This window comes from Pseudomonas lalucatii (assembly GCF_018398425.1).
GTDB lineage: Bacteria > Pseudomonadota > Gammaproteobacteria > Pseudomonadales > Pseudomonadaceae > Aquipseudomonas > Aquipseudomonas lalucatii.
The window spans coordinates 1,250,151-1,276,325 of record NZ_JADPMV010000002.1; the positions used below are offsets into that span (position 1 = coordinate 1,250,151).

A 26,175-nucleotide genomic window follows, 5' to 3' on the forward strand; every position below is an offset into this window, starting at 1 on the left:
TTGGCAAAACACCTTCTGTGATAGACTGCGCGGCGGCCACAAGCCTCTCGCCAATGGAGCCTCTACCGGAGTCCAGATTCCCGATGTCAGACACGTCCTCGCCAAAACCCGTTGCCAGCGGCGACAAATTCCGCACCGTCCAGGGCATCACCGCGATCAAGGATGGCCAGAAGCGCCGCGCCTCGGCCGAACCCCAGGTATTCGAGCCCAAGCCCAAGTGGCTGCGGGTCAAGGCGCCTGGCGGCAGCCGCTTCGAAGCGGTCAAGCGCAATGTCGGCGAGCACCGCCTGAGCACCGTCTGCCAGGAGTCCCACTGCCCGAACATGGGCGAGTGCTGGTCCAACGGCACCGCCACCATCATGCTGATGGGCTCGGTGTGCACCCGCGCCTGCCGCTTCTGCGCGGTGGATACCGGCAACCCGAATGGCTGGCTGGACCTGGAAGAACCGCAGAACACCGCCAAGTCGGTCGAGCTGATGGCGCTGCGCTATATCGTGCTGACCTCGGTGGATCGCGACGACCTGGACGATGGCGGCGCCGCTCACTACGCCGCCTGCGTGCGGGCCATCAAGGAGAATACGCCGCAGGTGGTGGTGGAAGCCCTGACCCCCGACTTCGACGGCGACCTGCCGTCCATCGAGCGGGTGGTGGACTCCGGCCTCGAGGTGTTCGCGCAGAACGTCGAAACGGTCAAGCGCCTGACCCATGTGGTGCGCGACCCGCGTGCCGGCTACGAGAAGACCCTGCAGGTGCTGGCGCATGCCAAGCGCCACCGCCCGGACGTGCTGACCAAGACCAGCCTGATGCTGGGCCTGGGGGAAACCGACGAGGAGGTCCTCGCGACCATGGACGACCTGCGCGCCATCGGCGTGGACATCCTCACCCTCGGCCAGTACCTGCAGCCCACCCGCAATCACCTGCCGGTCAAGCGCTGGGTCAGCCCGGAAGAATTCAACCGGTTCCGCGAGATCGGCCTGGAAAAGGGCTTCATGGAAGTGGCCGCCGGTCCGCTGGTACGCTCCAGCTACCGGGCCGACAAGGTATTCGAGAAGAACAACCTGGGTCTGGCCGCACCGGTGCCGGTACCGGGCCAGGAAACCGACTCGAGCCTCATTCCGGCGCTCAACCTGAACTAGGCTCGTCACCCAGGGCCGATGGCGCGGTGTTCATCCGCCGCGCGGGCCACCTAGGGTGACGGCAACGCCATCCTGCCCGCGCGTCCTAGACCGAGGCGTAACCCAGGCGCCGGCGCAACGCCGTCTCGAGGCGCTGCGTCACCTCGTCGAACGCGGGCGGCGCGTCGAGCAGATCCCTCAGCTGCACCATCTTCAGCCCCGCATAGCCGCAGGGGTTGATTCGCCAGAAGGGCGCCATGTCCATATCCACGTTCAGCGCCAGGCCGTGGAACGAGCAGCCGCGGCTGACTCGCAGCCCCAACGAGGCGATCTTCGCGCCGTCGACGTAGACGCCGGGGGCATCGGCCTTGGCGGCGGCCTCTATGCCGTAGCCGGCCAGCACATCCACCAGGCTCTGCTCCATCGCCGTCACCAGCTCGCGCACCCCCAGGCTCAGGCGGCGCAGATCCAGCAACAGATAGGCCACCAGTTGGCCCGGGCCGTGGTAGGTGACCTGGCCGCCGCGCTCCACCTGGATCACCGGAATGTCGCCGGGCGCCAGCAGGTGCTCGGGCTTGCCGGCCTGGCCCTGGGTGAACACCCGGGGATGCTGCAGCAGCCAGATTTCGTCGGGCGTGTGCTCGTCGCGCTCGGCCGTCAGCCGGCGCATCGCTTCCAGGGTCGGCAGGTAGTCCACCACACCGAGATGGCGCACGACGAGTTCGGGCACTAGAGCACCATGTGCACGCGGCCGGTGGCGCGCAGGTCGACATGGATGGCCTGCAACTGGTCGACGCTGGTGGCGGTGATCAGCAGCTGCACGGAGAGAAAGCGGCCGTTGCGGCTGTCGCGCAGCACCATGGTGCTCGCATCGAGGTCGGGGGCGTGGCGCTGCACCACTTCCACCACCAGGTCGGCGAAACCCTCGCCGGCCTCGCCGATCACCTTGATCGGATAGCGCTCGCAGGGGAACTCGATTTTCGGGGCTTGTACGTCGGTATCGGTCATAGGATCAGCGGGCTTGTGGCCCGTCCAAAGCAGGACGCCCCGGGTACCGGGGCGTCCTTGGCTGAAATCAGTTGAACAGTCCGTAGAAGAACAGACGAATGCTATCCCACAGACGCCGGAACAGGCCACCCTCCTCGACGGACTCCAGGGCCACCAGGTCGGCGCTGTGCACCACCTCCTCGCCCAGCTTGACCTCGACCTTGCCGATCACCTGGCCCTGCTGGATCGGCGCGATCAGCTGCGGGTCGAGGGTCATGCCGGCCTGCAGCTTGTCCAGCTGGCCCTTGGGCAGGGTCAGGGTCAGGTCGTTCGCCAGACCGGCCTTGAGCTGACGAGCGGTACCCTTCCACACCTGGGCCTGGGCCAGTTCGGCGCCCTTCTGGTAGAAGGTGCGGGTCTCGAAGAAGCGGAAGCCATAGGTCAGCAGCTTCTGCGTCTCGGCGGCGCGGGCCTGCTCGCTGCTGGTGCCGAACACCACCGAGATCAGGCGCATGCCGTCACGCACCGCGGACGACACCAGGCAGTAGCCGGCCTCCTCGGTGTGGCCGGTCTTCAGGCCGTCGACGGTCTTGTCGCGCCACAGCAGCAGGTTGCGGTTGGGCTGCTTGATGCCGTTCCAGAGGAACTCCTTCTGCGCGTAGAGCGCGTAGTGCTGGGGGTCCTCGTAGATGATCGCCCGGGCCAGCCTGGCCATGTCCTTGGCCGAGGAATAGTGCTCAGGGTCCGGCCAGCCGGTGGCGTTGCGGAACTGGCTGTTGTCCATGCCCAGACGCTCGGCGGTGGCGTTCATCATGTCGGCGAAGGCCTCTTCGCTGCCGGCGATGTGCTCGGCGATGGCCACGCTGGCGTCGTTGCCGGACTGGATGATGATGCCGCGCAACAGGTCGTCGACCGCGACCTCGTTGCCGACCTCGATGAACATCTTCGAGCCGCCCATGCGCCAGGCCTTCTCGCTGATGCGCACCAGGTCGCTGCCCTTGATCTGGCCGCGATTGATGTCCAGGGTCGCCAGGTAGGCGGTCATCAGCTTGGTCAGGCTGGCCGGCGGCAGGCGCTCGTCGGCATTCTGCTCGATCAGCACGTTGCCGCTGGCGGCATCCATCAGCACATAGGACTTGGCCGCCAGCTGCGGCGGCGCCGGAATCACCATCTGGCTGGCCCAGGCGGCCGGCGCGGTGAGCAGCAGGAGTGACAAGAAAACGCGTTGGGCAAAGCTGGTGGTATTCATCCGTCTCTCGAGGTGGCTAGGGGTGGAACAGGCCCGCGAGGGCCGATTGTCGACGCCGCCAGCGGCATGCCGGCGGCGGCTCAGTGCTTAGTCAGGTACTCGGCCGATTAGTGCCGCATCAATCCGCCTTGACCAGCCGCGGCTGGCCGAGATTGGCCAGGCGCACGCTGTCCTGCAGTTGTTCAGCCTCGCCCCGGCTGGCGATCGGCCCCAGGCGCACGCGGTGCAAGATCTGCTGGTTGTGCACCACCGAGCTGATGAACACCGGGGCAGCCACGGTATCGCTCAGCTTGGCCTTGAGCAGCTCCGCAGCGTCCGGATTGGCGAAGGCTGCGACCTGGAGATACAGGCCAGAGGCTGCGACTGAAGCGTTTTTTTTTGCGTCGATCTGCACCGGCAGCACGGCGGCGGCGTGCTGCTGCGGCGGCGGCGAATACTGCTCGAGCGGTTGCGCCACGGGCTGGGCGACCGTCTGCACCTTGGCCGCCTGCTGCGGCGCGGCGAGCACCAGCGGCACCGGCCGGCCCTGCCGGGCCCACCACTCGTGGGGATCGATGCCCTCGACCTTGACCCGCGCGGTGCCGCTCTCGGCATAGCCGAGCTTCTTCGCCGCGGCGAAGGACAGGTCGATGATGCGGTCGGAATAGAAGGGGCCGCGGTCGTTGACCCGCAGGATCACGCTGCGCTGGTTGTCCAGGTTGGTGACGCGCACGTAGCTGGGCAGCGGCAGGGTCTTGTGCGCGGCGGTCATGCCGTACAGGTCGTAGGCCTCGCCGTTGGCGGTGGCCTGGCCGTGGAACTTGGTGCCATACCAGGAGGCCGTGCCGACCGCCTGGTAGCGGCGGGCGTCGCTGATCGGGTAGTACTGCTTGCCGAACACCGTGTAGGGGCTGGCCTTGACCGGGCCGTAGTGGGGCATAGGCACGGCGTCCTGGATGCGCGAGACGTCGACGTCCCACCAGGGCGCGCCGTCCTTGTGCGGGCGGCTGTAGTCGCCGGGGCCGGAAATCGCCCCGCCGGCCTTCACCGGCGCCACCGGCTGCGGCGCGCGGGTGCTCGAGCAGCTCGCCAGCAGCAGCGCCAGGGCGCCGCAGACGGCCATCCGCAATGGCAGCACCGGCATCACTGCGCCCCTCGCGCATCGACCAGCAGTTCGGCCAGCTGGTTCACCGCCATGGCGTACATGACGCTGCGGTTGTAGCGGGTGATGACGAAGAAGTTCGGCAGGCCCAGCCAGTACTCGGGGCCTTCGGCGCCGTCCAGGCGGAAGGCGGTGACCGCCAGATCGTCGCTCAGGCCATCGGCGCCGGACCAGCCGAGCGCGCGCAGCTCGCCGACGTTATGCACCGGATCGAGCCCCGGGCTGAGGCCCTGCTCGGCCTGCTCGCCCTCGACCCGGGCGGGACTGGCCACCGGCTCGCCGGGCTGCCAGCCGTGGCGCTTGAAATAGCTGGCGACGCTGCCGATGGCGTCCACCGGGTTGCTCCAGATATTGACCTTGCCGTCGCCGTCGAAGTCCACCGCGTAGGCGCGGAAGCTGCTCGGCATGAACTGCGGCAGGCCCATGGCGCCGGCGTAGGAGCCGGTGACGGCGAGCGGGTCGATCTGCTCCTCGCGCGCCAGCATGAGGAACTCGCGCAGCTCCTTGCGGAAGAAAGGCGCCCGCGGCGGGTAGTCGAAGGCCAGGGTCGACAGCGCATCGGCCACCCGGTAGCCGCCGGTGTTGCCGCCGTAGAAGGTCTCCACGCCGATGATCGCGACTATCACCTGGGCCGGCACGCCGTATTCCTGCTCGGCGCGCGCCAGGGTCGCCTGGTGCTGCTTCCAGAACGCCACGCCGCGGGCGATGCGGGCCTCGGTGATGAAGATCGGCCGGTAGGCGCTCCAGGGCTTGACCTTCTCCGCCGGCCGCGAGATGGCGTCGATGATCGCCTGCTTGCGCTCGACCTGGGCGAACAGCTGGTGCAGCTGTTCGCCGGCGAAGCCATAGTCGCGGGTCATCTCGGCGACGAACTCGGCCACCTGCGGCGAGTCCGCGTAGGCGCCGGCGAGCGCCGGCTGAGCGAGTGCGAAAACCCCGGCCAATCCTAGCCAGGGGGCCTGCCGTGCAGCCCAGCCGCGCAATTTGTGCATTGAAATACTGCCCCCAATCAAACCTGAGCGATCCACTTACGGTGGGTGTGGATCGACATCAAAATCCCAAATCCCGATAGCAGCGTGATCAGCGAGGTGCCGCCGTAGCTGATGAACGGCAGCGGCACCCCCACCACCGGCAGCAGGCCGCTGACCATGCCGATATTGACGAATACGTAGACGAAGAAGGTCATGGTCAAGGCCCCGGCGAGGAGCTTACCGAACAGCGTCTGCGCTTGCACGGTAATCACCAGGCCGCGGGCGATCAACAGCACATAGAGCAGCAACAGCAGGCAGACCCCGACCAGGCCGAACTCCTCGGCGAGCACGGCAATGATAAAGTCCGTATGGCTTTCCGGCAAAAAGTCCAGGTGCGACTGGGTGCCGAGCAGCCAGCCCTTGCCCAGCACCCCGCCCGAGCCGATGGCCGCCTTCGACTGGATGATGTTCCAGCCGCTGCCCAGCGGATCGCTCTCCGGGTTGAGGAAGGTCAGCACCCGCTGCTTCTGGTACTCGCGCAACACGAAGAACCACATGCCCACGGCGATCGGCACCACTGCCGCCGCCGCGCCGATGATCCAGCGCCACTGCAGGCCGGCCATGAACAGCACGAAGGCGCCCGAGGCGATCACCAGCAGCGAGGTGCCCAGGTCCGGCTGCAGCAGGATCAGCACGAAGGGCACGCCGATCAGCGCCAGGCTGATGGCGATGTGCTTGAGACTCGGCGGCAGGCTGCGGGTGGACAGGTACCAGGCGATGGTCGCCGGCATGATGATCTTCATGAATTCCGAGGGCTGGAAGCGGATCACCCCGGGGATGTTGATCCAGCGCGTCGCGCCCATGGCGTTGTGGCCCATGACATCCACCGCCACCAGCAGGCCGACCCCGCCGACATAGGCCAGCGGCACCCAGCGCGCCATGAAGCGCGGCTCGAACTGGGCGATGACGAACATGCCGACCAGGCCGATGCCGAAGGAGGTGGCCTGCTTGGTCAGCAGGTCGAGGTTCTTGCCGCTGGCCGAGTAGAGAATGAACAGGCTGCCGGCCGCCAGGGTCAGCAACAGCAGCAGCAGGATGCCGTCGATGTGCAGGCGCTGCAGCAGGCTGGCCCGGCGGCGCAGCACGTCCTCGCTGGACAGGGTGCGGTCGAAGCTGCTGTTCATCGCGCGCCCACCTGCGCGCCGAGCGGCGGCGCATACTCGGCCTTGAGCTGGCCGTTGTCGTCGAGCAGCCAGGCATCCATCACCTGCTTGACCACGGGCGCCGCGACCCCGGAGCCGGACTCGCCGTTCTCCACCATCACCGCCACGGCGATCTGCGGGTTCTGCACCGGGGCGAAGGCGACGAACAGGGCGTGGTCGCGGTGGCGCTCCTGCACCTTGTTGCGGTCGTACTTCTCACCCTGCTTGATCGCCACCACCTGGGCCGTGCCGCTCTTGCCGGCGATGCGGTAGGCCGCGCTGTCGCCGACCTTCTTGGCGGTGCCGCGCGGGCCGTGCATCACCTGTTCCATGCCGAAGTTGGCGTGGTCCCAGGCCTTGGAGTCGCGCAGCACGATGTCCGGCACCGGCTCGTCGTCGACCGGCCGACGCCCCTCGATGCTCTTGGCCAGGTGCGGACGAATCCACTTGCCGCGGTTGGCCATCAGGGTCACGGCCTGGGCCAGCTGCAGCGGCGTGGTCTGCATGTAGCCCTGGCCGATGCCGAGGATCAGGGTCTCGCCCGGGTACCAGGGCTGGCGGTAGCGCGCGCGCTTCCAGTCCCGCGAGGGCATCAGCCCGGCGGTCTCCTCGAACATGTCCAGCGCCACGCGCTGGCCCAGGCCGAAGCGGGTCATGTAGTCGTGCATGCGATCGATGCCCATCTTGTGCGCCAGGTCGTAGAAATAGGTGTCGTTGGAGCGGGCGATGGCCAGCTCCATGCTCACCCAGCCATCGCCGCTGCGGTTCCAGTTGCGGTATTTGTGGCTATGCCCGGGCAACTGGTAGAAGCCCGGATCGAATACCCGCGACGTGGGCGTCACCACACCGGCGTCGAGACCGGCCACCGCCATCATCGGCTTGATGGTCGAGCCCGGCGGGTAGAGGCCGCGCAACACCCGGTTGTACAGCGGCCGGTCGATGGAATCGCGCAGGTCGGCATAGGCCTTGAAGCCGATGCCGGTGACGAAGGGATTGGGGTCGAAGCTGGGCTGGCTGACCATGGCCAGGACCTCGCCGGTGGCTGGCTGGATCGCCACTATGGCGCCGCGGCGGCCGCCCAGGGCCTCCTCGGCGGCCTGCTGCAGGCGCGCGTCGAGGGTCAGCACGATGTCCTTGCCGGGCAACGGGTCGGTGCGCTTGAGCACCCGCAGCACGCGGCCGCGGGCATTGGTCTCGACCTCCTCGTAGCCGACCTCGCCGTGCAGCTGCTCCTCGTAGAAGCGCTCGATGCCGGTCTTGCCGATATGGTGGGTGCCGCTGTACGCCACCGGGTCGAGCTCCTTGAGTTCCTTCTCGTTGATCCGCCCGACATAGCCGACCGAATGGGCGAAGTGCTCGCCCAGCGGGTAGTGGCGCACCAGGCGGGCGACCACCTCGACCCCGGGCAGGCGGAACTGGTTGATGGCGATGCGGGCGATCTGCTCCTCGGACAGCTCGAACAGCACCGGCACCGGCTCGAACGGCCGCCGCCCCTGGCGCACGCGCTTCTCGAACAGCGCCCGCTCGTCCTGATCCAGCTCCAGCACCTCGACGATCACATCCAGCACCCGCTCCCAGTCGCCGGCGCGCTCGCGGGTCAGGGTCAGGCTGAAGCTCGGCCGGTTGTCGGCGATGATCACCCCGTTGCGGTCGAAGATCAGCCCGCGGTTGGGCGGGATGGGTTGCACGTGCACCCGGTTGTTTTCCGACAGGGTCGAGTGGTACTCGTACTGCACCACCTGCAGGTAATACAGGCGGGCGACCAGCACCGCGGTGAGCAGCAGCACCACCAGGGCGCCGACCAGCGCCCGCGCACGGATCAGGCGCGCGTCTTTTTCGTGGTCCTTGAGGCGGATCGGCTGCGGCATCGGCGACTGCTGGTTACTTGTGGTAGGGGTGGCCGGACAGCACGGTCCAGGCACGGTAGATCTGCTCGCCGATGAGGATGCGCACCAGCGGATGCGGCAGGGTCAGCGGCGACAGCGACCAGCGCTGCTCGCTGCGCGCCTGCACCTCGGGCGCCAGGCCTTCCGGGCCGCCGACCATGAGGTTGACGGTGCGCGCGTCCAGGCGCCACTTGTCCAGCTCGACGGCCAGCTGCTCGGTGCTCCACGGCCGTCCTTCGACTTCCAGGGTGACGATGCGTTCCCCGGGCTGCACCTTGGCCAGCATGGCCTCGCCCTCCTGGCGGATCATCCGCGCCACGTCGGCATTCTTGCCGCGGGTGGTCAGGGGAATCTCCACCAGCTCCAGGGCCAGCTCGGCAGGCATGCGCTTGGCGTATTCCTGCCAGCCGTCCTCGACCCAGCGCGGCATGCGCGAGCCGACGGCGATCAACTTGATGCGCACCCTGGGCGGCCCCTATTCGTGGTCCGTGCCGTGCTGCGCGCGGCTCTGCTCGGCGCCCTGCCACAGGCGCTCGAGGTCGTAGAACTGGCGGGCGGTCGGCAGCATCACGTGGACGACGATGTCGCCCAGGTCGAGCAGGGCCCACTCGCCGCTGTCCAGGCCTTCGCTGCCGAGCGGGCGCACGCCCTGCTCCTTGACCTTCTCCAGGACGTTGTCGACCAGCGACTTGACGTGGCGGCTGGAGGTACCGCTGGCGATCACCATGTAATCGGTGATGCTGGTCTTGTCGCGCACATCGATGGTGGTGATGTCCTGCGCCTTGATGTCTTCCAGGGCGGCGATCGCCAGTTTGACCAGCTCTTCGCTGCGCATTGCTTGGGTGCTCATAGGTAACTCATCTGCCTCGTGTTCAGTTCGCCGCACGGTACAGCCCGTGCGCGTGGATATAAGTCAGTACCGCGTCGGGCACCAGGTAGCGCACCGACTGGCCGCTGGCCAGCAGGCCGCGGATCTGCGTGGCCGACACCGCCAGGGGGGTCTGCCAGATAAAGGAAATCTGTCCGCCCGGCCCGTCCAGGGCCAGGGGGTCGTTGCGGCTGCGTGCCGCCATCAGGTTGCGCAGCGCCTCCGGCGGCTCGCTGTCGGCGTCCGGCCGCTGCAGCACCAGGATATGGCAGTGCTCCAGCAGCTCCGTCCAGCGGTGCCAGCTCGGCAGGCCGCAGAAGGCGTCCCAGCCCAGCAGCAGGAACAGCTGGTCGTCCACCGCCAGCTCGGCACGCAACGACTCCAGGGTGTCGATGCTGTAGGACGGCTTGTCGCGCCTGAGCTCGCGATCGTCGACGCACAGCGGCGCCAGCTCCGCCACCGCCAGCCGCACCATGGCCAGGCGGTCCTCGGCCGTCACCTGCGGCGCATCGCGATGCGGCGGCCGCGCGCTGGGCACCAGGCGCAACTCGTCGAGGGCCATGAACTGCGCCACTTCCAGGGCACTGCGCAGATGGCCGATATGCACCGGGTCGAAGGTGCCGCCGAAGATGCCGATGCGTTTAGGCATTCTGCCCGCGCAGTTGACCGTCTCCGATCACCACATACTTCTCGCAGGTCAGGCCTTCCAGACCGACCGGACCGCGGGCGTGCAGCTTGTCGGTGGAGATGCCGATCTCCGCCCCCAGGCCGTACTCGAAGCCGTCGGCGAAGCAGGTCGGCGTGTTGAGCATCACCGAGCTGGAGTCGACCTCGGCGAGGAAGCGCCGGGCGTGGCCCTGGTGCTCGGTGACGATGCTGTCGGTGTGGTGCGAGCCATAGCGGTTGATGTGCTCGATGGCCGCATCCAGGCCGTCGACCACGCGGATCGCCAGGATCGCCGCCAGGTACTCGGTGCCCCAGTCTTCCTCGCTCGCCGCCTTGGCCTCGATCAGCCCGCGGGTGCGTTCGCAGCCGCGCAACTCGACGCCCTTGTCGGCGAACATTTGCGCCATGCCGGGCAGGAAGTCCGCCGCCACCGCCTGATCCACCAGCAGGGTCTCCATGGCGCCGCAGATGCCGTAGCGGTAGGTCTTGGCGTTGAAGGCAATCTGCTGCGCCTTGGCCAGGTCGGCCTGGGCATCGACATAGACATGGCAGATGCCGTCCAGGTGCTTGATCACCGGCACCTTGGCATCGCGGCTGACGCGCTCGATCAGGCCCTTGCCGCCGCGCGGCACTATCACGTCAACGAACTCCGGCATGCTGATCAGCGCACCGACCGCGGCGCGGTCGGTGGTCTCCACCACCTGCACGGCGGCGGCCGGCAGCTCGGCGGCGGCCAGGCCGCGCTGGATACAGGTGGCGATGGCGCGGTTGGAGTGGATGGCCTCGGAGCCGCCGCGCAGGATGGTGGCGTTGCCGGACTTCAGGCACAGGCTGGCGGCGTCGATGGTCACATTGGGCCGCGACTCGTAGATGATGCCGATCACCCCCAGGGGCACGCGCATCTTGCCGACCTGGATACCGGACGGACGGTAGCTCATGTCGCGGATCGCGCCGACCGGGTCGGCCAGGCCGGCGATCTGCCGCAGGCCCTCAATCATGCCGTCGATACGCGCCGGGGTCAGCGCCAGGCGATCGAGCAGCGCCGCATCCAGGCCATTGGCGCGGCCGGCGGCGAGGTCCTTTTCGTTGGCCGCGGCCAGTTCGCCGCGGGCGCCGTCCAGCGCCTCGGCGGCCGCCAGCAGGGCGCGGTTCTTCTGTGCGGTGCTGGCACGGGCGACTACCCGCGAGGCTTCGCGGGCCGCGCGGCCCAGACGGGTCATATAGTCGAGCACGGACTCTGTCATGATCTCGGGAGCCTGGCAGTAGGGAAAGCGGCTGATTATAGCGGCGCCGCGGGCCCGCGCACAGCGGCGCCGGGCAGATGGCGGACGGAGCGCCCCTCACCGCCCCTCATGGGGCCAGCGCGGCGCCCCCAGGCGCAGGCACTGGCGACGCACCGGCGCAGCCGTGATAGCATCTCGCCACGTGCCTGCACCCGCCTCGCGCAGCAGCACTCCCGTCTGCATACCGGCCAAGGAAGACCGACATGACCCGCAAGGAACAGCAGCTCATCGAGCTCCTCACCCTCACTTCGCGCAGCCTCACCCACATGACCGCGGCGATGACCTCGCTGTCGTTCGACCTGCTGCGCAGCAACGACCCCGGCGTACGCGGCGCCGGCTCGCGGATGATCGCCCGGATGGAGTCGGTGAGCCGGGGGCTGGACCAGCACCTCAGGCTGATCAGCGAACTGACCGGCGAGCCCTTGCTCGAGCGCGCCGACTCGGTCGAAGAGGTGCAGTTGCGCGCCGTGACCTGAGTCGCGCGCAACCGCCCGCGGCCGCGCATTCGCCATGCCACGCGGCGGCCTTAGTCATTATCATGTCGGGCATTCGTTTCCCGTCGACCTGCCGATACGCCATGCCCGACCACTGCCTCCCCGACCTGCCCTGGCCCGACGCCCGCCCCCTGGGCGACGCCTTCTTCGACCGCGATGCGCAGACCCTGGCCCGCGAGCTGCTCGGCAAGGTGATCCGCCACCGCGTCGGCGCACTCTGGCTGAGCGCGCAGATCATCGAGACCGAGGCCTACTACTGCGCGGAGAAGGGCAGCCACGCCTCGCTCGGCTACACTCACAAGCGCCGCGCGCTGTTCGCCGACGGCGGGCACATCTATATGTACTACGCACGCGGCGGCGATTCGCTGAATTTCAGCGCCCAGGGGCCGGGCAACGCCGTGCTGATCAAGTCCGCCCGGCCCTGGCTGGACCGCCATTCGGCCGCCGCCAGCCTGGCGCGGATGCAGGCCAACAACCCGGACGCCCAGGGCCGGCCTCGCCCGGCCGAACGCCTGTGCGCCGGCCAGACCCTGCTGTGCCGGGCGCTGGGGCTGAAGGTGACGGACTGGGATGCGCAGCGCTTCGACCCGCTGCGCCTGTTCGTCGAGGACGTCGGCGAGCGCCCCGGGCGGATCATCCAGACCACCCGCCTGGGCATTCCCGCCGGCCGCGACGAACACCTGCCCTACCGTTTCGTCGACGCCGCCTTCGCCCGCTTCTGCACCCGCAACCCGCTGCGCCGCGGCCAGGTCGAAGGCCGCGACTATGCCCTGCTCCATGGCAGCCGGGAGCCGACATGAGTCCCTGGCTCGACAGCCTGACCGCCTGGCTCGCGGCCAACCCGCAGTGGCTGGCCCTGGCGCTGTTCCTGATCGCCTGCCTCGAGTGCCTGGCGATCGCCGGGATCATAGTGCCGGGCACCGTGCTGCTGTTCGCCGTCGCCGTGCTGGCCGGCAACGGCGCCCTGGGCCTGTGGCAGACCCTGGCCCTGGCCTATTGCGGCGGACTGCTCGGCGACGCCCTGTCCTATGCCACGGGGCGCTACTTCCACCAGGACATCCGCCGTCTGCCGGGACTGCGCCAGCACCCGCAGTGGCTGGCCGGGGCGGAAGGCTACTTCCAGCGCTACGGCGTCGCCAGCCTGCTGGTCGGCCGCTTCATCGGCCCGCTGCGGCCGATGCTGCCGATGATCGCCGGCATGGTGAACATGCCCCTGGGCCGCTTTATCCCGGTGAGCCTGGTCGCGGCGGCCGGCTGGGCGGTGGCCTACCTGCTGCCGGGCTGGGCCACCGGCGCCGCGCTGCGCCTGCCGCTGCCGCCGGGCTTCTGGCCCCAGGCCCTGCTACTCGCCGGCGGGCTGGGGCTGCTGCTGGTGCTCAGCGCCCACTGCAGCCTGCAGGGTTACCGCCGCAGCAGCCTGCTGGCCGCCGGCCTGAGCCTGGCGCTGCTGCTCGGCCTGGTGCTCGGCTGGCCGCACCTGAGCCAGCTCGACCAGGGCCTGCTGGCCCTGCTGCAGGAGCAGCGCAGCGCCAGCCTCGACGAGCCGATGGTGCTGGTCACCCGCCTCGGCGATTTTGCCACCCAACTGGCCGCCGCCCTGCTGCTCTGCCTGCTGCTGCTGCTGGCCCGGCAATGGCGCCCGGCCCTGCTCGCCGGCGCCGCCCTGCTCGCCACGGCGCTGGCCAATGCCGCACTCAAGCAGCTGTTCGCCCGCCAACGCCCCGAGGTGCTGCTGGAGCCCCTGAGCAGTTTCAGCTTTCCCAGCGGCCACAGCTCGGCGGCCTTCGCCTTCTTCCTGCTGCTCGGCATTCTCGCCGGCCGCGGCCAGCCGCCGCGCCTGCGCCTGGCCTGGCTGCTGCTGGCCAGCCTGCCGGCGGTGGCGATCGCCTTGTCGCGGGTCTACCTGGGCGTGCATTGGCCGAGCGACATCATCGCCGGCGCCCTGCTGGCCGCCGGCATCTGCGGCCTGGCCCTGGGCCTGACGGAATGGCGCACGCCCTTGGCGGCGCTGCCGGCGAAGGTCTGGTGGCTGGTGCTGCCCGGCTGCCTGGCGCTGCTCGGCAGCGTCGCCACCTGGCAGCTGTCGGAGGGCCTGCTGCTGTACCGCTACTGAACCCAGCGCTCAGGCGCCCAGCTCGCCCTGCAGCTTGGCCAGCGCCGTCTGTAGCAACTGCAGACGGGCCAGGGGCTCGTCGAGGGCGAGCAGCTGCAGCTTCTGCTCGGCGTCCAGCGGCAGCAGGTAGGCCAGCTGGTTGGCCAGGGCAGCCTGATCGCCGACCGCGCCACCCATGCCCAGCCCCTCGACCAGCGGATGCTCGGCCAGGGCACTGAGCAGCGCCGCCAGATCGGCATGCTCGGCGAGCAAGGGCCGCTGCGGGTCGTCATCCAGCCACTCGACCTCGGCCAGGGTCAGCTGGTCCGGCAGCACCTGGGCGCGCTGCACCCGAAAGCGCCGACCGCCTTCCACCCGGATGCCCAGCAGGCCATTGGGGCGCTGCTGGAAATCGCGGATCAGCGCCTCGCAGCCGATCGCGGCGAACTGGCTGGCGGCCGTGCCGACCTCCTCGCCCTCGACGATGCAGACCACGCCGAAGCCTTCGCCGCGCTTCATGCAGCGGCTGATCATGTCCAGATAGCGCGCCTCGAAGATCTGCAGGTCGAGCAGACAACCGGGGAACAACACGGTATTCAACGGGAACAGGGGTAGCGTCATCGGGCTCTCCTCAGGCCAGCGCCACAAGCACCAAGGGTAACAATACCGCCGTCAGCATGCCCATCAGGCTCATGGCCAGGGCCGCGAAGGCACCGCTCTCCTCGCTCGCCTGCATCGCCTGCGCCGTGCCCACGGCATGGGCGGTCATGCCCAGGGCCATGCCCTGCGCGGCGGGATGGCGCACGCCGCTCAGGCGCAACAGCGTGGGGCCGAGAATGGCCCCCAGCACCCCGGTGATCATCACGAACACCGCCGCCAGGGCGGCGATGCCGCCGATCTGGTCGGCCACCAGCATGGCGATCGGCGAGGTCACCGACTTCGGCGCGATACTCATCAGGATGATCCGCTCGGCGCCGAACAACCAGGCCAGGGCGACCCCGAGCAGCGTCGCCAGCACGCCGGCGACCAGCAGGGTCAGCACGGTCGGCCAGAACAGCTGGCGGATACGCCGCAGGTTGAGATACAGCGGCACCGCCAGGGCCACGGTGGCCGGGCCGAGAAACAGGCTCACGGCCTCGGCGCTGAGCCGGTACTCGGCGAAGCTCAGGCCGCACAGCAGGAGCACGCCGATGACCAGCAGCATCGACACCAGCACCGGCTGCAGGACAATCCAGCGGCTCCTTTCGTAGGCCGCCATGGCCACTTGATAGGCCCCCAGGGTCACCCCGGCACCGAACAACGGGTGATGGGTCACCGCCTGCCAGGCACCGTACCAGTCCAGGGTCATGCCTCCTCCCGGCGGCGCTGCTGGCGCTCGATCAGCCTCTGCATCAGCCAGCCGGCGAACACCACCGACAGCACCACGGACAACGCCAGGGCGCCGACCACCGCCCAGAAGTCGGCGACTATCGCCTCGGCATAGGCCATCACCCCCACGGCCGGCGGCACCAGCAGCAACGGCAGGTACTTGAGCAGGCTACCGGCGGCCAGCCGCACCGGTTCGCCGACCTCGCCGCGCAGCAGCAGGAAACCGAACAACAGCAACATGCCGATGATCGGCCCCGGCAGTATCGGCACCAGCAGGACGTTCAGGGCGGTGCCGAGCAGCTGGCACAGCACCAGCCAGGACAGACCGCGTAACAGCATGGGGGCATCTCCGAACCGGGACGCGACAGACACCGCAGCGGTGCTGCCGCGAGGGCAAAACACAAGGCCGGGCGCCATCGGCGCCACGACGAACCGCTGCCATTATAGGGACGACACGCCCTCGGCTATACCCCGCCATTCAGCCGAGCGGCAGGCTTGACCCGGCACCCGCGCCGTGATGATCTTGGTACGCGCGTTTCGATTCGCCAGAACAACGCGCCTGTCCCATCAAGGAGGAAGTATGTCGTCAGTACCCGTCGCACAACTCAAAGACCATGTCGGCAAGGAACTCGGCCGCTCAGACTGGTTGACCATCGACCAGCAGCGCATCAATCAGTTCGCCGAGTGCACCGGCGATCACCAGTTCATCCACGTCGACCCGGAGAAGGCCAAGCTGACCCCCTTCGGCGGCACCATCGCCCACGGTTTCCTCTCCCTGTCGCTGATCCCCAAGCTGATGGAAGGCCTGATGATCATGCCCGAGGGGCTGAAGATGGCCGTCAACTACGGCCTCGACAGCGTGCGCTTCATCCAGCCGGTCAAGGTCGGCGCCCGGGTGCGCCTGGCGGTGACCCTGGTCGAGGCCCACGAGAAGAACCCCGGCCAGTGGCTGCTCAAGGCCCGCGCCGTGCTGGAGATCGAGGGCCAGGACAAGCCGGCCTATATCGCCGAACCGCTGACCCTCTGCTTCGTCTGAGCCCTGCGCGGGGCGTCCGGGCCGGGGTTCGAACGCCCCGCCTTGGCGCCCAGCTGTGCACCACAGCACCGCGCGCCCCGTACTTTGCGGCATACTGCCGGCAACGCTTAGAACTGGATGCTCGTGATGCGCCGCCTCGCCGACCTGGCCCCTCTCAGCCTCGCCCTGCTGCTCGCCGCCTGCGGCGATGCGCAGCCCCTGCTGCCGCCGGACGCCATACTGCCCGACGGCGGCCGCTACCGGGGCGCGGTGGTCGACGGCCTGCTGCAGGGCCCCGGGCGCCTCGACTACCGCAACGGCAGCCGCTTCGTCGGCCACTTCCGGGACGGCCAGCAGCACGGCGCCGGTGAATGGCACGGCGCCCAGGGCGAGCACTACCAGGGCGACTTCCGCTTCGGCGCCTTCCATGGCCAGGGCACGCTGCGTCAGGCCGACGGCAGCCGCTACCAGGGCGGCTTCAGCGAGGGCCGCTTCGCCGGCGAAGGCACCCTCGAGCTGGCCGGCCAGGTCTATCGCGGCGAGTTCAAGCGCGGTCAGTTCGACGGCGAGGGCCACCTCGAATGGGCCGACGGCAGCAGCCACCAGGGCCAGTTCCGCCGGGGACAGCCCCACGGCCAGGGGGTGCGCCGCGACGCCTACGGCAACAGCTACAGCGGCGAATTCGTCCGCGGCCAGCTGCAGGGCCAGGGCAGCTTCCAGGGCGCCGACGGCGACCGCTACAGCGGCGGGTTCCGCGCCGGCCAGTTCCACGGCGAGGGCCGCTACCAGGGCGCCGCCGGCGACGTCTGGAGCGGACGCTTCGTCGAGGGCGCGCTGACCGGCGACGGCCGCTTCCAGGGCAGCGACGGCGAGCACTACCGCGGCCAGTTCCGCAACTGGAGCTACCACGGCCAGGGCCGCCTGCGCCGGGCGGACGGCAGCGTCTACGAGGGCCAGTTCGCCCTTGGCGAATATACCGGCGACGGCACCCTGACCGGTGCCGATGGCAGTGCCCAGGCCGGCACCTGGCTGCGCGGCCGGCGGGTGCGCGACGCGCAGGGCCAGCCGTTGCCCGACCCGCTGGAACTCGGCCTGCTGGAGCAGGGCCGCCTGCTCGCCGAGGCCATCGCCGCGCTGCCCGCCTCGACGCCACGAATCGAGCTCTACGCCCTGACCCTGGCCGGCGACGGCAAGCAGAGCGTGTTCCTGCGCGAGGCCGACTACGTCGCCCGCCTGCTCGGCGAACGCTTCGCCGCCCGCGGCAGCCTGACCCTGGCCAATCACCGCGACCACCTGGCCGACCGCCCGCTGGCCACCCGCGAGAGCCTGCGCCGCGCGGTGCAGGCCCTGGCCGAGCGCAGCGGAGCGGAAGACATCGTCTTCATCTACCTGACCAGCCACGGCTCGCCCCAGCACGAGCTGAACCTCGACCAGCCGCGGCTGCAGCTGGCCGACCTGCCCGCCGACGAGCTGGCCGCCCTGCTGCGGCCGCTGCGCGAGCGGCACAAGGTGCTGGTGATCTCCGCCTGCTATGCCGGCGGTTTCATCCCCAGGCTGCAGGACGACAAGACCCTGGTGATGGCCGCCGCCCGCGCCGACCGGGTGTCCTTCGGCTGCTCGGAGGAGAACGACTTCACCTACTTCGGCCGGGCGCTGTTCGCCGAGGCCCTGCAGCAGACCTATGACCTGCAGCGCGCCTTCGAGCTGGCCAAGGCACACGTCGCCGAGCGCGAGGCGGCCGACGGCTTCGAGCCGTCCGAACCGCAGATCTGGGCACCCGAGGCCGTCCTCGCGCACTGGCGCGAGTGGCGCCGGCAGCAGGACGAGCAGGCCCTGAGCGCCGCCCCCACCGACAAATCGACCAGCAACCACTAAGCTGAGCATTAACCTGCGGAGATTCGACATCTATGTATTTGACGCCCCAGCGCATCCTTCTCGCCGGCGCCAGCGGATTGACCGGCGAGCACCTGCTGGACCGCCTGCTCAGCGAACCCACGGTCGAGCGCGTGCTGGCGCCGAGCCGCAGACCGCTGGCCGAACACCCGCACTTGGAAAACCCGGTCGGCGAACTGCTCGAGCTGCTGCCGCAACTGAGCGGGCCGATCGACACCGCCTTCTGCTGCCTGGGCAGCACCATCAAGCAAGCCGGCTCCCAGGAGGCCTTTCGCGCCATCGACCTCGACCTGGTGCTGGCCTTCGCCCGGCGCGCCCGCGAACTCGGCGCGCGCCACCTGCTGGTGGTCAGCGCCCTGGGGGCCAACGCCCGGTCCGCGGTGTTCTACAACCGCATCAAGGGTGAAATGGAAGAGGCCCTGCAGGCCCAGGACTGGCCGCAACTGACCCTGGTGCGGCCGTCCCTGCTGCTCGGTCCGCGCCGCGACTTCCGCCTCGGCGAGCGCCTGGCCGCGCCGCTGCTGCGCTGGCTGCCGGGCAAGTACGGCGGCATCGAGGCCACCGTCCTGGCCCGCGCCCTCTGGCGCCTGGCCCTGGAGGAGGATCGCGGCGTGCGCGTCATCGAATCCGACCGCCTGCGCCGCCTCGGCCGCTGATCCCCTCCCCCGAGCTGAAGACGAGTCCCGCCATGAGTATCCCCCACAACAGCCTGATCGATGCCCTGCAGGCCGCCGACATGCTCGAGATCGACGGCCTGTATGCCTGGCAGTTCAGCCTGGACAACGAACTGCTGGCCCAGGTCAGCGCCGGCTCAGCCGACGCCGACAGCCAGCAGAAGCCCCTGCTCAAGGCCGACGGCCTCGACGGCAGCACCCGCCGCCACTGGCAGTTTTCCCTGGCGGCGGTGCTCGCCGCGCGTTTCGACCCCGAGGGCGACTGCTGGCGCCTGAGCGAGGGCGAGCAACGCCACCTGATCAAGTGCTTCGCGGCAATCAGCGCCGACAATGCGCAGGATGACGACGACGCGCCGAGCGGTGACGACGCCTGAGCCGCACCGCCATGCAGCTGTATGAGCGCTATCTACTGCCACGGCTGATCGACCTGGCCTGCGGCCTGGGCGAGGTGATGCGGGTCCGCGCGCAGATCGTCCCCCAGGCCCGCGGACGGGTGCTGGAGATCGGCATCGGCAGCGGCCTCAACCTGGCGCTCTACGATACCGCCCGGGTCAGCGTCATCGTCGGCGTCGATCCCAGCGCCGCCATGCAGCAACTGGCCCGCGCGCGCGTCGCACGGATCGCCATCCCGGTCGAGATGATCGCCCTGGAACTGGGGCAGATCCAGGCCGCCGAGGCCAGCTTCGACGACATCGTCTGCACCTTCACCCTGTGCACCATCCCCGATGCGCTGGCGGCGCTGCGGGAGATGCGCCGGGTGCTGAAGCCCGGCGGCCGCCTGCTGTTCTGCGAGCACGGCCTGGCGCCGGATGCCGCCGTAGCACGCTGGCAACGGCGGCTGACACCCTGCTGGAAGCCCCTGGCCGGCGGCTGCCACCTGGACCGCGACATCCCGGCGCTGATCGCCGCCGGCGGCTTTCGCCTCGGCACCCTGGAGGCCCGCTACCTGAAGGGCCCCAGACCTATGACCTACGTCTACTCCGGCTGGGCCGACTAGGCATCCGGTCCGCGCCGCTTGACCGTGCCAGCCGGCGGGTCGACGATGGACTGGCCTGCGCAGAGACAGCCAGCATGAACCGCGAATCCGTCCGCGCCAAGCGCGCGTCCAGAAGCGGCATCAGCGCATTCCACACCCACCCCGCCGCAGCGGCCCAAGCCCGCATGCTCGGGACGGTCGCCGGCGACCTGGCCGAACGAGCGGCCTCGACTCAGGGGGCGAAGCCATGAGCAAGCTCAAGGTCTTCTACAACAGCGCCTGCCCGGTGTGCAAAGCCGGTATCGAGGGCCAGCGCCGGCGCATGCGGGCGGACGCCAGCTGCCCGGTGGAGTGGATCGACGTGCACCAGCACCCCGAAGCGGTCGCGGAGCTGGGCAGCGAGCTGGAACAGGTGCGCGAGCGTCTCTACCTCAAGGACGAATCCGGGCGCCTGGCGGTGGGCGTCGACGCCTTCGCCGCGCTGTTCCAGCGCACCCGCGGCCAGCGCTGGCTGGCCCGCCTGCTGCGCCTGCCCGGCCTGCACCTGCTGGCACGCTGGGGCTACAACCTGTTCGCCCGCGCCCTGTATCGCTGGAACCGCTGGCTGAAACACTGGTAGGCGACGGACGCTCAGTAGCCGCCGCTGACGCCCAGCCCCACCCCCAGCTCCACGGCCAGGGCGAAGGGCAGCAACAGGGTGTCCAGCAGGGCGCTGGCCGGCAGGTCGAGGGCGGCGTGGCGCGGCGCCTCGGCGCCGAAGCGCTCAAGCGGGCAACAGCCGCCATTGAGCGCGTACCAGTCCAGGCGGGTACCGGCATAGATCACCGGCGCGCCGGGCTTGGCCGCATCCAGGGTGCGCACGCTGGCGCAGCCGCTGCCCAGCAAGGCGAGGAGGACCAGCCCCACCACCCGGCAGGATGGGTTAGCCCCGGGCGAGCCCCCTCGGCCGCCTGCCGGCCGCCGCGGTTCAGTCATCGCCGCTGACCTGGTGGTGCTCACCCCAGCGCGGCAGCATGTCCTGGGGGATGTCCAGGCAGTTGAGGATGCGTGCGACGACGAAGTCGATCAGGTCGTCGAGGGTCTGCGGCTGGTGGTAGAAGCCCGGCGCCGCCGGCAGTATGGTCACGCCCAGGTTGGACAGCTTGAGCATGTTCTCCAGATGGATGCTCGACAGCGGGGTCTCGCGCGGCACCAGGATCAGCTGGCGGCGCTCCTTGAGTGCCACGTCGGCGGCGCGCTCGATCAGGTTGTTGCAGGCCCCCGTGGCGATGGCCGACAGGGTGCCGGTGGAACAGGGCACCACCACCATGGCGGTCGGCGCGCCGGAGCCGGAGGCCACCGGGGCCATCCAGTCCTCCTTGCCGTAGACGCGGATCTGCCCGGGGGCGGCGCCGGTGTATTCGCTGAGGAAGGCCTGCATGGCCTGGGGCTTGCCCGGCAGGCTGACGTCGGTCTCGGTGGCCATGACCAGCTGGGCGGCCTTGGAGATCAGGAAATGCACCTCGCGTTCCTCCTGCACCAGGCAGTCGAGCAGGCGCAGGCCGTACTGGGCGCCGGAGGCGCCGGTCATGGCCAGGGTGATGCGTTCGGGTCCGGACACCTTCACTCCTCCAGGGCTGCCGCCAGCTTGCCGTGCAGGCCGCCGAAGCCGCCGTTGCTCATGATCACCACCTGGGTGCCGGGTGCGGCCTCGGCCTTGACCCCTTCGATGATCGCCTCCAGCGAGTCGCAGACCCGGGTCGGCACCGTGCTCGGGGCCACGCTCGCCGCCAGGTCCCAGCCCAGGTTGGGCGGCGCGTACCAGTACACCGAGTCGGCCTGCGCCACCGAAGCCGGCAAGCCGTCGCGGTGCGCGCCGAGCTTCATCGAGTTGGAGCGCGGCTCGACGATGGCGATCAGGCGGGCGGCGCCGATGCGCTGGCGCAGGCCGTCGAGGGTGGTGGCGATGGCCGTCGGGTGATGGGCGAAGTCGTCGTAGATCGTCACGCCGCGGACCTCGGCGACCTTCTCCATGCGCCGCTTGGCATTGATGAACTGGCACAGCGCCGCACAGCCCAGCTCCGGCACCACGCCGACATGACGGGCCGCGGCGAGCACCGCGAGGGCGTTGGCGACGTTGTGCCGGCCGGTCAGCGGCCAGTCGACCGTGCCGACCGGCTGGCCCGCGAACAGCACCTCGAAGCGCGAGGCATCGGCGCTGAGCAGGCGCGCCTGCCACTGGCCGCCCGGGCCGGTGGTCTCGACCTTCGTCCAGCAGCCCATGTCGATGACCCGGGCGAGCGCGGTTTCGCCGCGCGGGTGGATGATCAGCCCGTCGCCCGGGATGGTTCGCACCAGGTGGTGGAATTGCCGCTCGATGGCCGCCAGGTCCGGGAAGATGTCCGCGTGGTCGAACTCCAGGTTGTTCAGGATGGCGGTGCGCGGGCGGTAGTGGACGAACTTGCTGCGCTTGTCGAAGAAGGCGCTGTCGTACTCGTCGGCCTCGACCACGAAGAACGGCGTGCCGCCCAGGCGCGCGGACACGCCGAAGTTCTGCGGCACCCCGCCGATCAAAAAGCCCGGGCTCATGCCGGCGTGCTCCAGCACCCAGGCGAGCATGCTCGAGCTGCTGGTCTTGCCGTGGGTGCCGGCCACCGCCAAGACCCAGCGCCCCTGCAGCACGTGGTCGGCCAGCCACTGCGGGCCGCTGACGTAGGGCAGACCCTGGTTCAGCACATATTCGACCGCCGGGTTGCCCCGCGACAGGGCGTTGCCGATCACCACCAGGTCCGGCGCCGGCTCGAGTTGCGCCGGGTCGTAGCCCTGGGTCAGCTCGATGCCCTGGGCCTCGAGCTGGGTACTCATGGGTGGATAGACATTGGCATCGGAGCCGGTGACCCGGTGGCCCAGCTCCTTGGCCAGCACGGCCAGCGAGCCCATGAAGGTGCCGCAGATGCCGAGAATATGGATATGCATGGATAACCCCTGAAACGGACCCGATCGAGCCCGGTAGAAACTCGCCGCAGGTTAGCACAGCGGCCCGGCGCACGGCCCGCGCCTGAGCCGCGCGGATGAGACCGCCGCCGCTCGCGAAAGGTTGCGCAGATCGGCCGGCCGCTACCGACGCTTATGGCCGCGCGTTCAGCGCATAAATCAAACGCTTGCTTGGATTGCGCTTTCAAAACGCCTTAGGCAGCATCGCCACGTCCATCGGCACTTGCAGCCGCGCTGCCGCCGTCGCCCATTCCCCCGAAGTCGAGGCTCACCATGCGCATAGTCCCTGCCACCCTGGAGCACCTGGACCTGCTGACCCCGCTGTTCGTCAAGTATCGCGAGTTCTATGGCGAACTGCCGTTCCCGGAGTCCTCGCGCAAGTTCCTGGAGACCCGCCTGCGCCGCAAGGAGTCGGTGATCTACCTGGCCCTGGCCGACGATGACGACCGCCTGCTCGGTTTCTGCCAGCTCTACCCCAGCTACTCCTCGCTGTCGCTCAAGCGCGTGTGGATTCTCAACGACATCTATGTCGCCGAAGACGCCCGTCGCCAACTGGTCGCCGACCGCCTGCTGCAGACCGCCAAGAAGATGGCCAGGGACACCAACGCGGTGCGCATGCGCGTATCCACCAGCAGCGACAATGCCGTGGCACAGGCGCTCTACGAATCCATCGGCTTTCGCGAAGACAGCCAGTTCAAGAACTACGTGCTGCCGGTCAACGGCGACTGAGCCCGACTACGGGCGGCCCGCGGTCGCGTCGGCCTAGTCGCCGAGCAGGCTGAACCAGAGGCCCAGGCCCAGTTGCAGCAGCAGGGCGCACAGCAACGCCAGACGCCAGCGCTGCCCGCGCAGACCGCGACGGGCCGGCAGCGGCGGGTGCCGCAGGGGCTGCTGCAGGGCCTGACGGAACTCCGAGAGCGCCTCGAAGCGCGCCTCCGGCTGCGGCGCCAGGGCCCGCGCCAGGACCCCGTCCCAGCCTGCCGGCAGGCCAGGGGGTGAAGCGGGCCAGCGGCACATAGCGGCTGGCCTTGCCGCCGTCCGGCCCGGCGACCTCCGGCCACTGCCCCGCCAACAGCCAGTAGACCAGCGCCGCCAGGGCGAACTGGTCGGCGCGGCCGTCCACCGCCCGCGCGCCGCGGACCTCCGGCGCCAGCGGCACGGCACCCGGCGGCAGCCGCTGACGCGGCACGCCCGGCAGCACCGCGGCATGCTCGGGCAGCAGCAACAGGCGGCCGCTGTCGCCGACCAGGATGCACCGCGGATCCAGCCACAGCCCCTGCATGCCGCGGCGCTGCAGGCCGCGCACCGCGGCGATCGCCTGGTCGAGCAGGGCCAGCAGGGCCGGGCCATCCAGCGGCGCCCGGGTCGTCCGCCAGGCGTCCAGGCTGCGCATGCCGGGTGCCGGCGGCTCGAACAGCAGGAAGGCATGCCGGCGCGGCCGGTGCGGCGACAACACCAGCGGCAGACTGGCCACCGGGCTGCGCCGCAGCGCCCACTCGCGCTGCCAGAAGACCTCGTCGGCAGCCTGCTCGGCGAACCAGATCAGCGCCTCGCGACCGCCCTCCTCGCGGCCGTGAAACGTCCGTCCCGGCGGGCCGAACGAACACTCGCCCAGCAGGGTCCAGCCATCGAGTTGCATGCCCGGGGCCGCGGCGACCGCCGGCCAGCGTTCCCGCGGCGCCACCTGCGCCGGGCCGGGGGACTCACCGGGGCGCACCAGCACCGCCGCACCGGGGGCCTGCAGCCAGGGCAGCAGCAGGTCCGCCAGGTGCGCTTCGGCCAGGCTCGCGCAACCGTCGCGAAAGCCCTGCCAGTCGGCCACCCCGAGCAGCGGCTGCGGCGCCAGCAACAGGGCCTGCCCCACTCCCAACTGCAGGCGCTGCTGCAGCAGCGCCGGCTCGGCCTGCAGGCCGAGCTGCATCCCCTCGCGCCCCGCCAGACTGTGCAAGGCGCCGTCCTGATAGCGCAGCAGGCCGATGGCGCCGGCCTGGAGCCATTGCGCCTCGCCACCGTGCAGCAGCAACAGCCCGGCATCCAGCTGCGGGATGCGTTGCCCGCTGCGCTGCTGACGGAACAGCTGCCGATTGAGCGCCGCCAGCACCTGCCGCGCCGCCTGCGCCTCGCTCCAGCCCTGCGGCGTGCAGCGGTAGTCGGCGAACAACGCGTCCAGGTAATGCTCCAGAGTCCGCACCACATCGGGGCACTGGCGGGCCCAGAGCAGGGCCACCAGCAGGACCGGCGCACGCCCCTGGCGCCCGCCCAGCCACACCGCCCGCGCCCGCGCCGCCTGGCTCGGCAGGTCGATGCCGTGGCCATGCACCAAGCTCACGGCCGGATGCTCCAGTCGTTCGATCGACATCGTTGGCCCTCCTCGCACTCAGCACCTGCCAGTGCGCTGCAGCCTTTGTGCCGATCCGGCCCGACTTGCCGCCCGCCCGGCGGCCGCTTAAGGTGGGCCATCCGCCATTGCGAGCCGTACTCCATGTGGTCCTACCGCGCCTGGCGCCGCCGGCGCATCCTCGCCCGCCATCCCCTCGAGCCCGCCATCTGGACCGAGGTGCAGCGGCGCCTGCCGATCCTCGACGGCCTGAGCGCGGCCGAACTCCAGCGCCTGGGCGAACGCGCCGTGCTGTTCCTGCATGACAAGCGCCTGACCGCCCTGCCCGGCGTCGAACTGGATACCCTGGACCGCCTGAGCCTGGCGGCCCAGGCCGCGCTGCCGCTGCTGCATCTGGAGGAACTGGACTGGTACCGCGGCTTCCACGAGGTGGTGCTCTATCCGGACGACTTCGTCAGCCCCCAGCGCCACCGCGACGCCAGCGGCGTGGTCCACGAGTGGGACGCCGAGCACAGCGGCGAGGCCTGGCAGCAGGGCCCGGTGATCCTCGCCTGGCCGGGGGTGCAAGGCAGCGGCGGCTGGGACGCCTACAACCTGGTGATTCACGAGCTGGTGCACAAGCTGGACATGCTCGGCGGCGACGCCAACGGCCTGCCGCCGCTGCACGCCGACATGCGCGTGAGCGACTGGGCCGGCGCCATGCAGGACGCCTACGACCGCCTCAACGCCCAGCTGGATGCCGATCCCCAGGCCGAGACCGCCATCGACCCCTATGCCGCCGAAGACCCGGCGGAGTTCTTCGCGGTGGCCAGCGAATACTTCTTCAGCGCCCCGGACCTGCTCCACGAGGCCTTCCCCGCCGTCTACGAGCAGCTCGCGCGCTTCTACCGCCAGGACCCGCTGGCACGTCTGCAGCGCCTGCAAGGCACTCACCCGGACTACCGTAGCCACACCAAGGAGACGCCGACCGCGACCAATGGCTAG

At 69.7% G+C, this 26,175-nt stretch carries 29 protein-coding genes and 1 pseudogene; 12 read left to right on the forward strand and 18 right to left on the reverse strand.

What is annotated here, in order from left to right:
• Positions 1 to 83: 83 nt before the first annotated feature.
• Positions 84 to 1,136: a lipoyl synthase gene (gene lipA / locus I0D00_RS19270; RefSeq protein ID WP_213641421.1), complete on the forward strand. Its 1,053-nt coding sequence runs from the start codon at positions 84 to 86 to the stop codon at positions 1,134 to 1,136.
• Positions 1,137 to 1,221: 85 nt separating this feature from the next.
• Here lipA and lipB read toward each other — a convergent pair whose 3' ends face one another.
• The 11 genes from lipB to I0D00_RS19325 all read right to left on the reverse strand — a co-directional run bounded on the left by lipB (position 1,222) and on the right by I0D00_RS19325 (position 11,329).
• The gene (gene lipB, locus I0D00_RS19275) at positions 1,222 to 1,845 is read right to left on the reverse strand and encodes a lipoyl(octanoyl) transferase LipB (protein WP_213641422.1); all 624 of its coding nucleotides are present in this window, start codon (positions 1,843 to 1,845) and stop codon (positions 1,222 to 1,224) included.
• A complete protein-coding gene (locus tag I0D00_RS19280; RefSeq protein ID WP_213641423.1) occupies positions 1,845 to 2,123 on the reverse strand; it encodes a DUF493 domain-containing protein in 279 nt (92 codons plus the stop codon). The genes lipB and I0D00_RS19280 overlap by 1 nt, the downstream gene beginning before the upstream one ends.
• A 67-nt stretch (positions 2,124 to 2,190) precedes the next feature.
• A complete protein-coding gene (locus I0D00_RS19285; RefSeq protein ID WP_213641424.1) occupies positions 2,191 to 3,351 on the reverse strand; it encodes a D-alanyl-D-alanine carboxypeptidase family protein in 1,161 nt (386 codons plus the stop codon).
• 118 nt (positions 3,352 to 3,469) lie between these two features.
• Positions 3,470 to 4,474, reverse strand: a complete 1,005-nt coding sequence (locus I0D00_RS19290; protein WP_213641425.1) for a septal ring lytic transglycosylase RlpA family protein — start codon at positions 4,472 to 4,474, stop codon at positions 3,470 to 3,472.
• The gene (gene mltB / locus I0D00_RS19295) at positions 4,474 to 5,484 is read right to left on the reverse strand and encodes a lytic murein transglycosylase B (RefSeq protein ID WP_213641426.1); all 1,011 of its coding nucleotides are present in this window, start codon (positions 5,482 to 5,484) and stop codon (positions 4,474 to 4,476) included. Before mltB ends, I0D00_RS19290 begins: the two co-directional genes overlap by 1 nt.
• A 17-nt stretch (positions 5,485 to 5,501) precedes the next feature.
• On the reverse strand, positions 5,502 to 6,605 hold the full coding sequence (gene rodA, locus I0D00_RS19300) for a rod shape-determining protein RodA (RefSeq protein ID WP_213641836.1): 1,104 nt from the start codon (positions 6,603 to 6,605) through the stop codon (positions 5,502 to 5,504).
• A 38-nt stretch (positions 6,606 to 6,643) separates the two neighbouring features.
• On the reverse strand, positions 6,644 to 8,533 hold the full coding sequence (mrdA, locus tag I0D00_RS19305; RefSeq protein WP_213641427.1) for a penicillin-binding protein 2: 1,890 nt from the start codon (positions 8,531 to 8,533) through the stop codon (positions 6,644 to 6,646).
• A gap of 13 nt (positions 8,534 to 8,546) precedes the next feature.
• The gene (gene rlmH, locus I0D00_RS19310) at positions 8,547 to 9,014 is read right to left on the reverse strand and encodes a 23S rRNA (pseudouridine(1915)-N(3))-methyltransferase RlmH (RefSeq protein WP_213641428.1); all 468 of its coding nucleotides are present in this window, start codon (positions 9,012 to 9,014) and stop codon (positions 8,547 to 8,549) included.
• 12 nt (positions 9,015 to 9,026) lie between these two features.
• Entirely contained in the window at positions 9,027 to 9,386 is a 360-nt protein-coding gene (gene rsfS / locus I0D00_RS19315) for a ribosome silencing factor (RefSeq protein WP_213641837.1), read from the reverse strand.
• A 37-nt stretch (positions 9,387 to 9,423) separates the two neighbouring features.
• A complete protein-coding gene (gene nadD, locus I0D00_RS19320; RefSeq protein ID WP_213641429.1) occupies positions 9,424 to 10,068 on the reverse strand; it encodes a nicotinate-nucleotide adenylyltransferase in 645 nt (214 codons plus the stop codon).
• Positions 10,061 to 11,329, reverse strand: coding sequence for a glutamate-5-semialdehyde dehydrogenase (locus I0D00_RS19325; RefSeq protein ID WP_213641430.1), 1,269 nt, complete (start codon positions 11,327 to 11,329; stop codon positions 10,061 to 10,063). The genes nadD and I0D00_RS19325 overlap by 8 nt, the downstream gene beginning before the upstream one ends.
• Before the next feature lie 242 nt (positions 11,330 to 11,571).
• Between I0D00_RS19325 and I0D00_RS19330 the strand changes: the two genes are divergently transcribed.
• The 3 genes from I0D00_RS19330 to I0D00_RS19340 all read left to right on the forward strand — a co-directional run bounded on the left by I0D00_RS19330 (position 11,572) and on the right by I0D00_RS19340 (position 13,975).
• Complete coding sequence (locus tag I0D00_RS19330; protein WP_213641431.1) at positions 11,572 to 11,844, forward strand: hypothetical protein; 273 nt, start codon at positions 11,572 to 11,574, stop codon at positions 11,842 to 11,844.
• A gap of 101 nt (positions 11,845 to 11,945) precedes the next feature.
• Positions 11,946 to 12,662 (forward strand): DNA-3-methyladenine glycosylase, encoded by a 717-nt coding sequence (locus I0D00_RS19335; RefSeq protein ID WP_213641432.1) that lies wholly within the window; start codon positions 11,946 to 11,948, stop codon positions 12,660 to 12,662.
• On the forward strand, positions 12,659 to 13,975 hold the full coding sequence (locus I0D00_RS19340; RefSeq protein WP_213641433.1) for a bifunctional DedA family/phosphatase PAP2 family protein: 1,317 nt from the start codon (positions 12,659 to 12,661) through the stop codon (positions 13,973 to 13,975). Before I0D00_RS19335 ends, I0D00_RS19340 begins: the two co-directional genes overlap by 4 nt.
• Before the next feature lie 9 nt (positions 13,976 to 13,984).
• Here I0D00_RS19340 and I0D00_RS19345 read toward each other — a convergent pair whose 3' ends face one another.
• Genes I0D00_RS19345 through I0D00_RS19355 form a run of 3 tightly spaced genes read right to left on the reverse strand, consistent with a single transcriptional unit; the run spans position 13,985 to position 15,661 of the window.
• Positions 13,985 to 14,575 (reverse strand): LON peptidase substrate-binding domain-containing protein, encoded by a 591-nt coding sequence (locus tag I0D00_RS19345; RefSeq protein WP_213641434.1) that lies wholly within the window; start codon positions 14,573 to 14,575, stop codon positions 13,985 to 13,987.
• A gap of 10 nt (positions 14,576 to 14,585) precedes the next feature.
• Complete coding sequence (locus I0D00_RS19350; protein WP_213641838.1) at positions 14,586 to 15,296, reverse strand: LrgB family protein; 711 nt, start codon at positions 15,294 to 15,296, stop codon at positions 14,586 to 14,588.
• A gap of 2 nt (positions 15,297 to 15,298) precedes the next feature.
• Positions 15,299 to 15,661 carry a CidA/LrgA family protein gene (locus tag I0D00_RS19355; protein ID WP_213641435.1) on the reverse strand — a complete coding sequence of 121 codons (363 nt, stop codon included), beginning with the start codon at positions 15,659 to 15,661 and terminating at the stop codon, positions 15,299 to 15,301.
• A gap of 241 nt (positions 15,662 to 15,902) precedes the next feature.
• On the opposite strand from I0D00_RS19355, the gene I0D00_RS19360 reads away from it, so the two are divergent.
• From I0D00_RS19360 to I0D00_RS19385, 6 genes are all read left to right on the forward strand, one after another.
• On the forward strand, positions 15,903 to 16,358 hold the full coding sequence (locus tag I0D00_RS19360) for a MaoC family dehydratase (protein ID WP_213641436.1): 456 nt from the start codon (positions 15,903 to 15,905) through the stop codon (positions 16,356 to 16,358).
• A gap of 126 nt (positions 16,359 to 16,484) precedes the next feature.
• Positions 16,485 to 18,212, forward strand: coding sequence for a C13 family peptidase (locus I0D00_RS19365; protein ID WP_213641437.1), 1,728 nt, complete (start codon positions 16,485 to 16,487; stop codon positions 18,210 to 18,212).
• Between the two features lie 32 nt (positions 18,213 to 18,244).
• Positions 18,245 to 18,886: an oxidoreductase gene (locus I0D00_RS19370; RefSeq protein WP_213641438.1), complete on the forward strand. Its 642-nt coding sequence runs from the start codon at positions 18,245 to 18,247 to the stop codon at positions 18,884 to 18,886.
• A gap of 32 nt (positions 18,887 to 18,918) precedes the next feature.
• Positions 18,919 to 19,278: a DUF5629 family protein gene (locus I0D00_RS19375; RefSeq protein WP_215730979.1), complete on the forward strand. Its 360-nt coding sequence runs from the start codon at positions 18,919 to 18,921 to the stop codon at positions 19,276 to 19,278.
• Positions 19,279 to 19,289: 11 nt separating this feature from the next.
• Positions 19,290 to 19,901: a class I SAM-dependent methyltransferase gene (locus tag I0D00_RS19380; RefSeq protein WP_213641439.1), complete on the forward strand. Its 612-nt coding sequence runs from the start codon at positions 19,290 to 19,292 to the stop codon at positions 19,899 to 19,901.
• 226 nt (positions 19,902 to 20,127) lie between these two features.
• The gene (locus I0D00_RS19385; RefSeq protein WP_213641440.1) at positions 20,128 to 20,499 is read left to right on the forward strand and encodes a thiol-disulfide oxidoreductase DCC family protein; all 372 of its coding nucleotides are present in this window, start codon (positions 20,128 to 20,130) and stop codon (positions 20,497 to 20,499) included.
• Between the two features lie 11 nt (positions 20,500 to 20,510).
• Here the strand turns inward: I0D00_RS19385 and I0D00_RS19390 are convergent, their stop codons facing one another.
• Genes I0D00_RS19390 through mpl form a run of 3 tightly spaced genes read right to left on the reverse strand, consistent with a single transcriptional unit; the run spans position 20,511 to position 22,835 of the window.
• On the reverse strand, positions 20,511 to 20,789 hold the full coding sequence (locus I0D00_RS19390; RefSeq protein ID WP_338050458.1) for a YceK/YidQ family lipoprotein: 279 nt from the start codon (positions 20,787 to 20,789) through the stop codon (positions 20,511 to 20,513).
• A gap of 58 nt (positions 20,790 to 20,847) precedes the next feature.
• Positions 20,848 to 21,480 (reverse strand): flavin prenyltransferase UbiX, encoded by a 633-nt coding sequence (gene ubiX, locus I0D00_RS19395; RefSeq protein ID WP_213641442.1) that lies wholly within the window; start codon positions 21,478 to 21,480, stop codon positions 20,848 to 20,850.
• A 2-nt stretch (positions 21,481 to 21,482) separates the two neighbouring features.
• Complete coding sequence (gene mpl, locus I0D00_RS19400; RefSeq protein ID WP_213641443.1) at positions 21,483 to 22,835, reverse strand: UDP-N-acetylmuramate:L-alanyl-gamma-D-glutamyl-meso-diaminopimelate ligase; 1,353 nt, start codon at positions 22,833 to 22,835, stop codon at positions 21,483 to 21,485.
• 291 nt (positions 22,836 to 23,126) lie between these two features.
• Between mpl and I0D00_RS19405 the strand changes: the two genes are divergently transcribed.
• Entirely contained in the window at positions 23,127 to 23,582 is a 456-nt protein-coding gene (locus I0D00_RS19405; protein ID WP_213641444.1) for a GNAT family N-acetyltransferase, read from the forward strand.
• Positions 23,583 to 23,615: 33 nt separating this feature from the next.
• On the opposite strand, the pseudogene I0D00_RS19410 reads toward I0D00_RS19405, so the two are convergent.
• Positions 23,616 to 25,212 (reverse strand): annotated as a pseudogene (locus tag I0D00_RS19410) (protein kinase family protein).
• Positions 25,213 to 25,335: 123 nt separating this feature from the next.
• Here I0D00_RS19410 and I0D00_RS19415 point away from each other — a divergent pair.
• Complete coding sequence (locus I0D00_RS19415; RefSeq protein WP_213641445.1) at positions 25,336 to 26,175, forward strand: M90 family metallopeptidase; 840 nt, start codon at positions 25,336 to 25,338, stop codon at positions 26,173 to 26,175.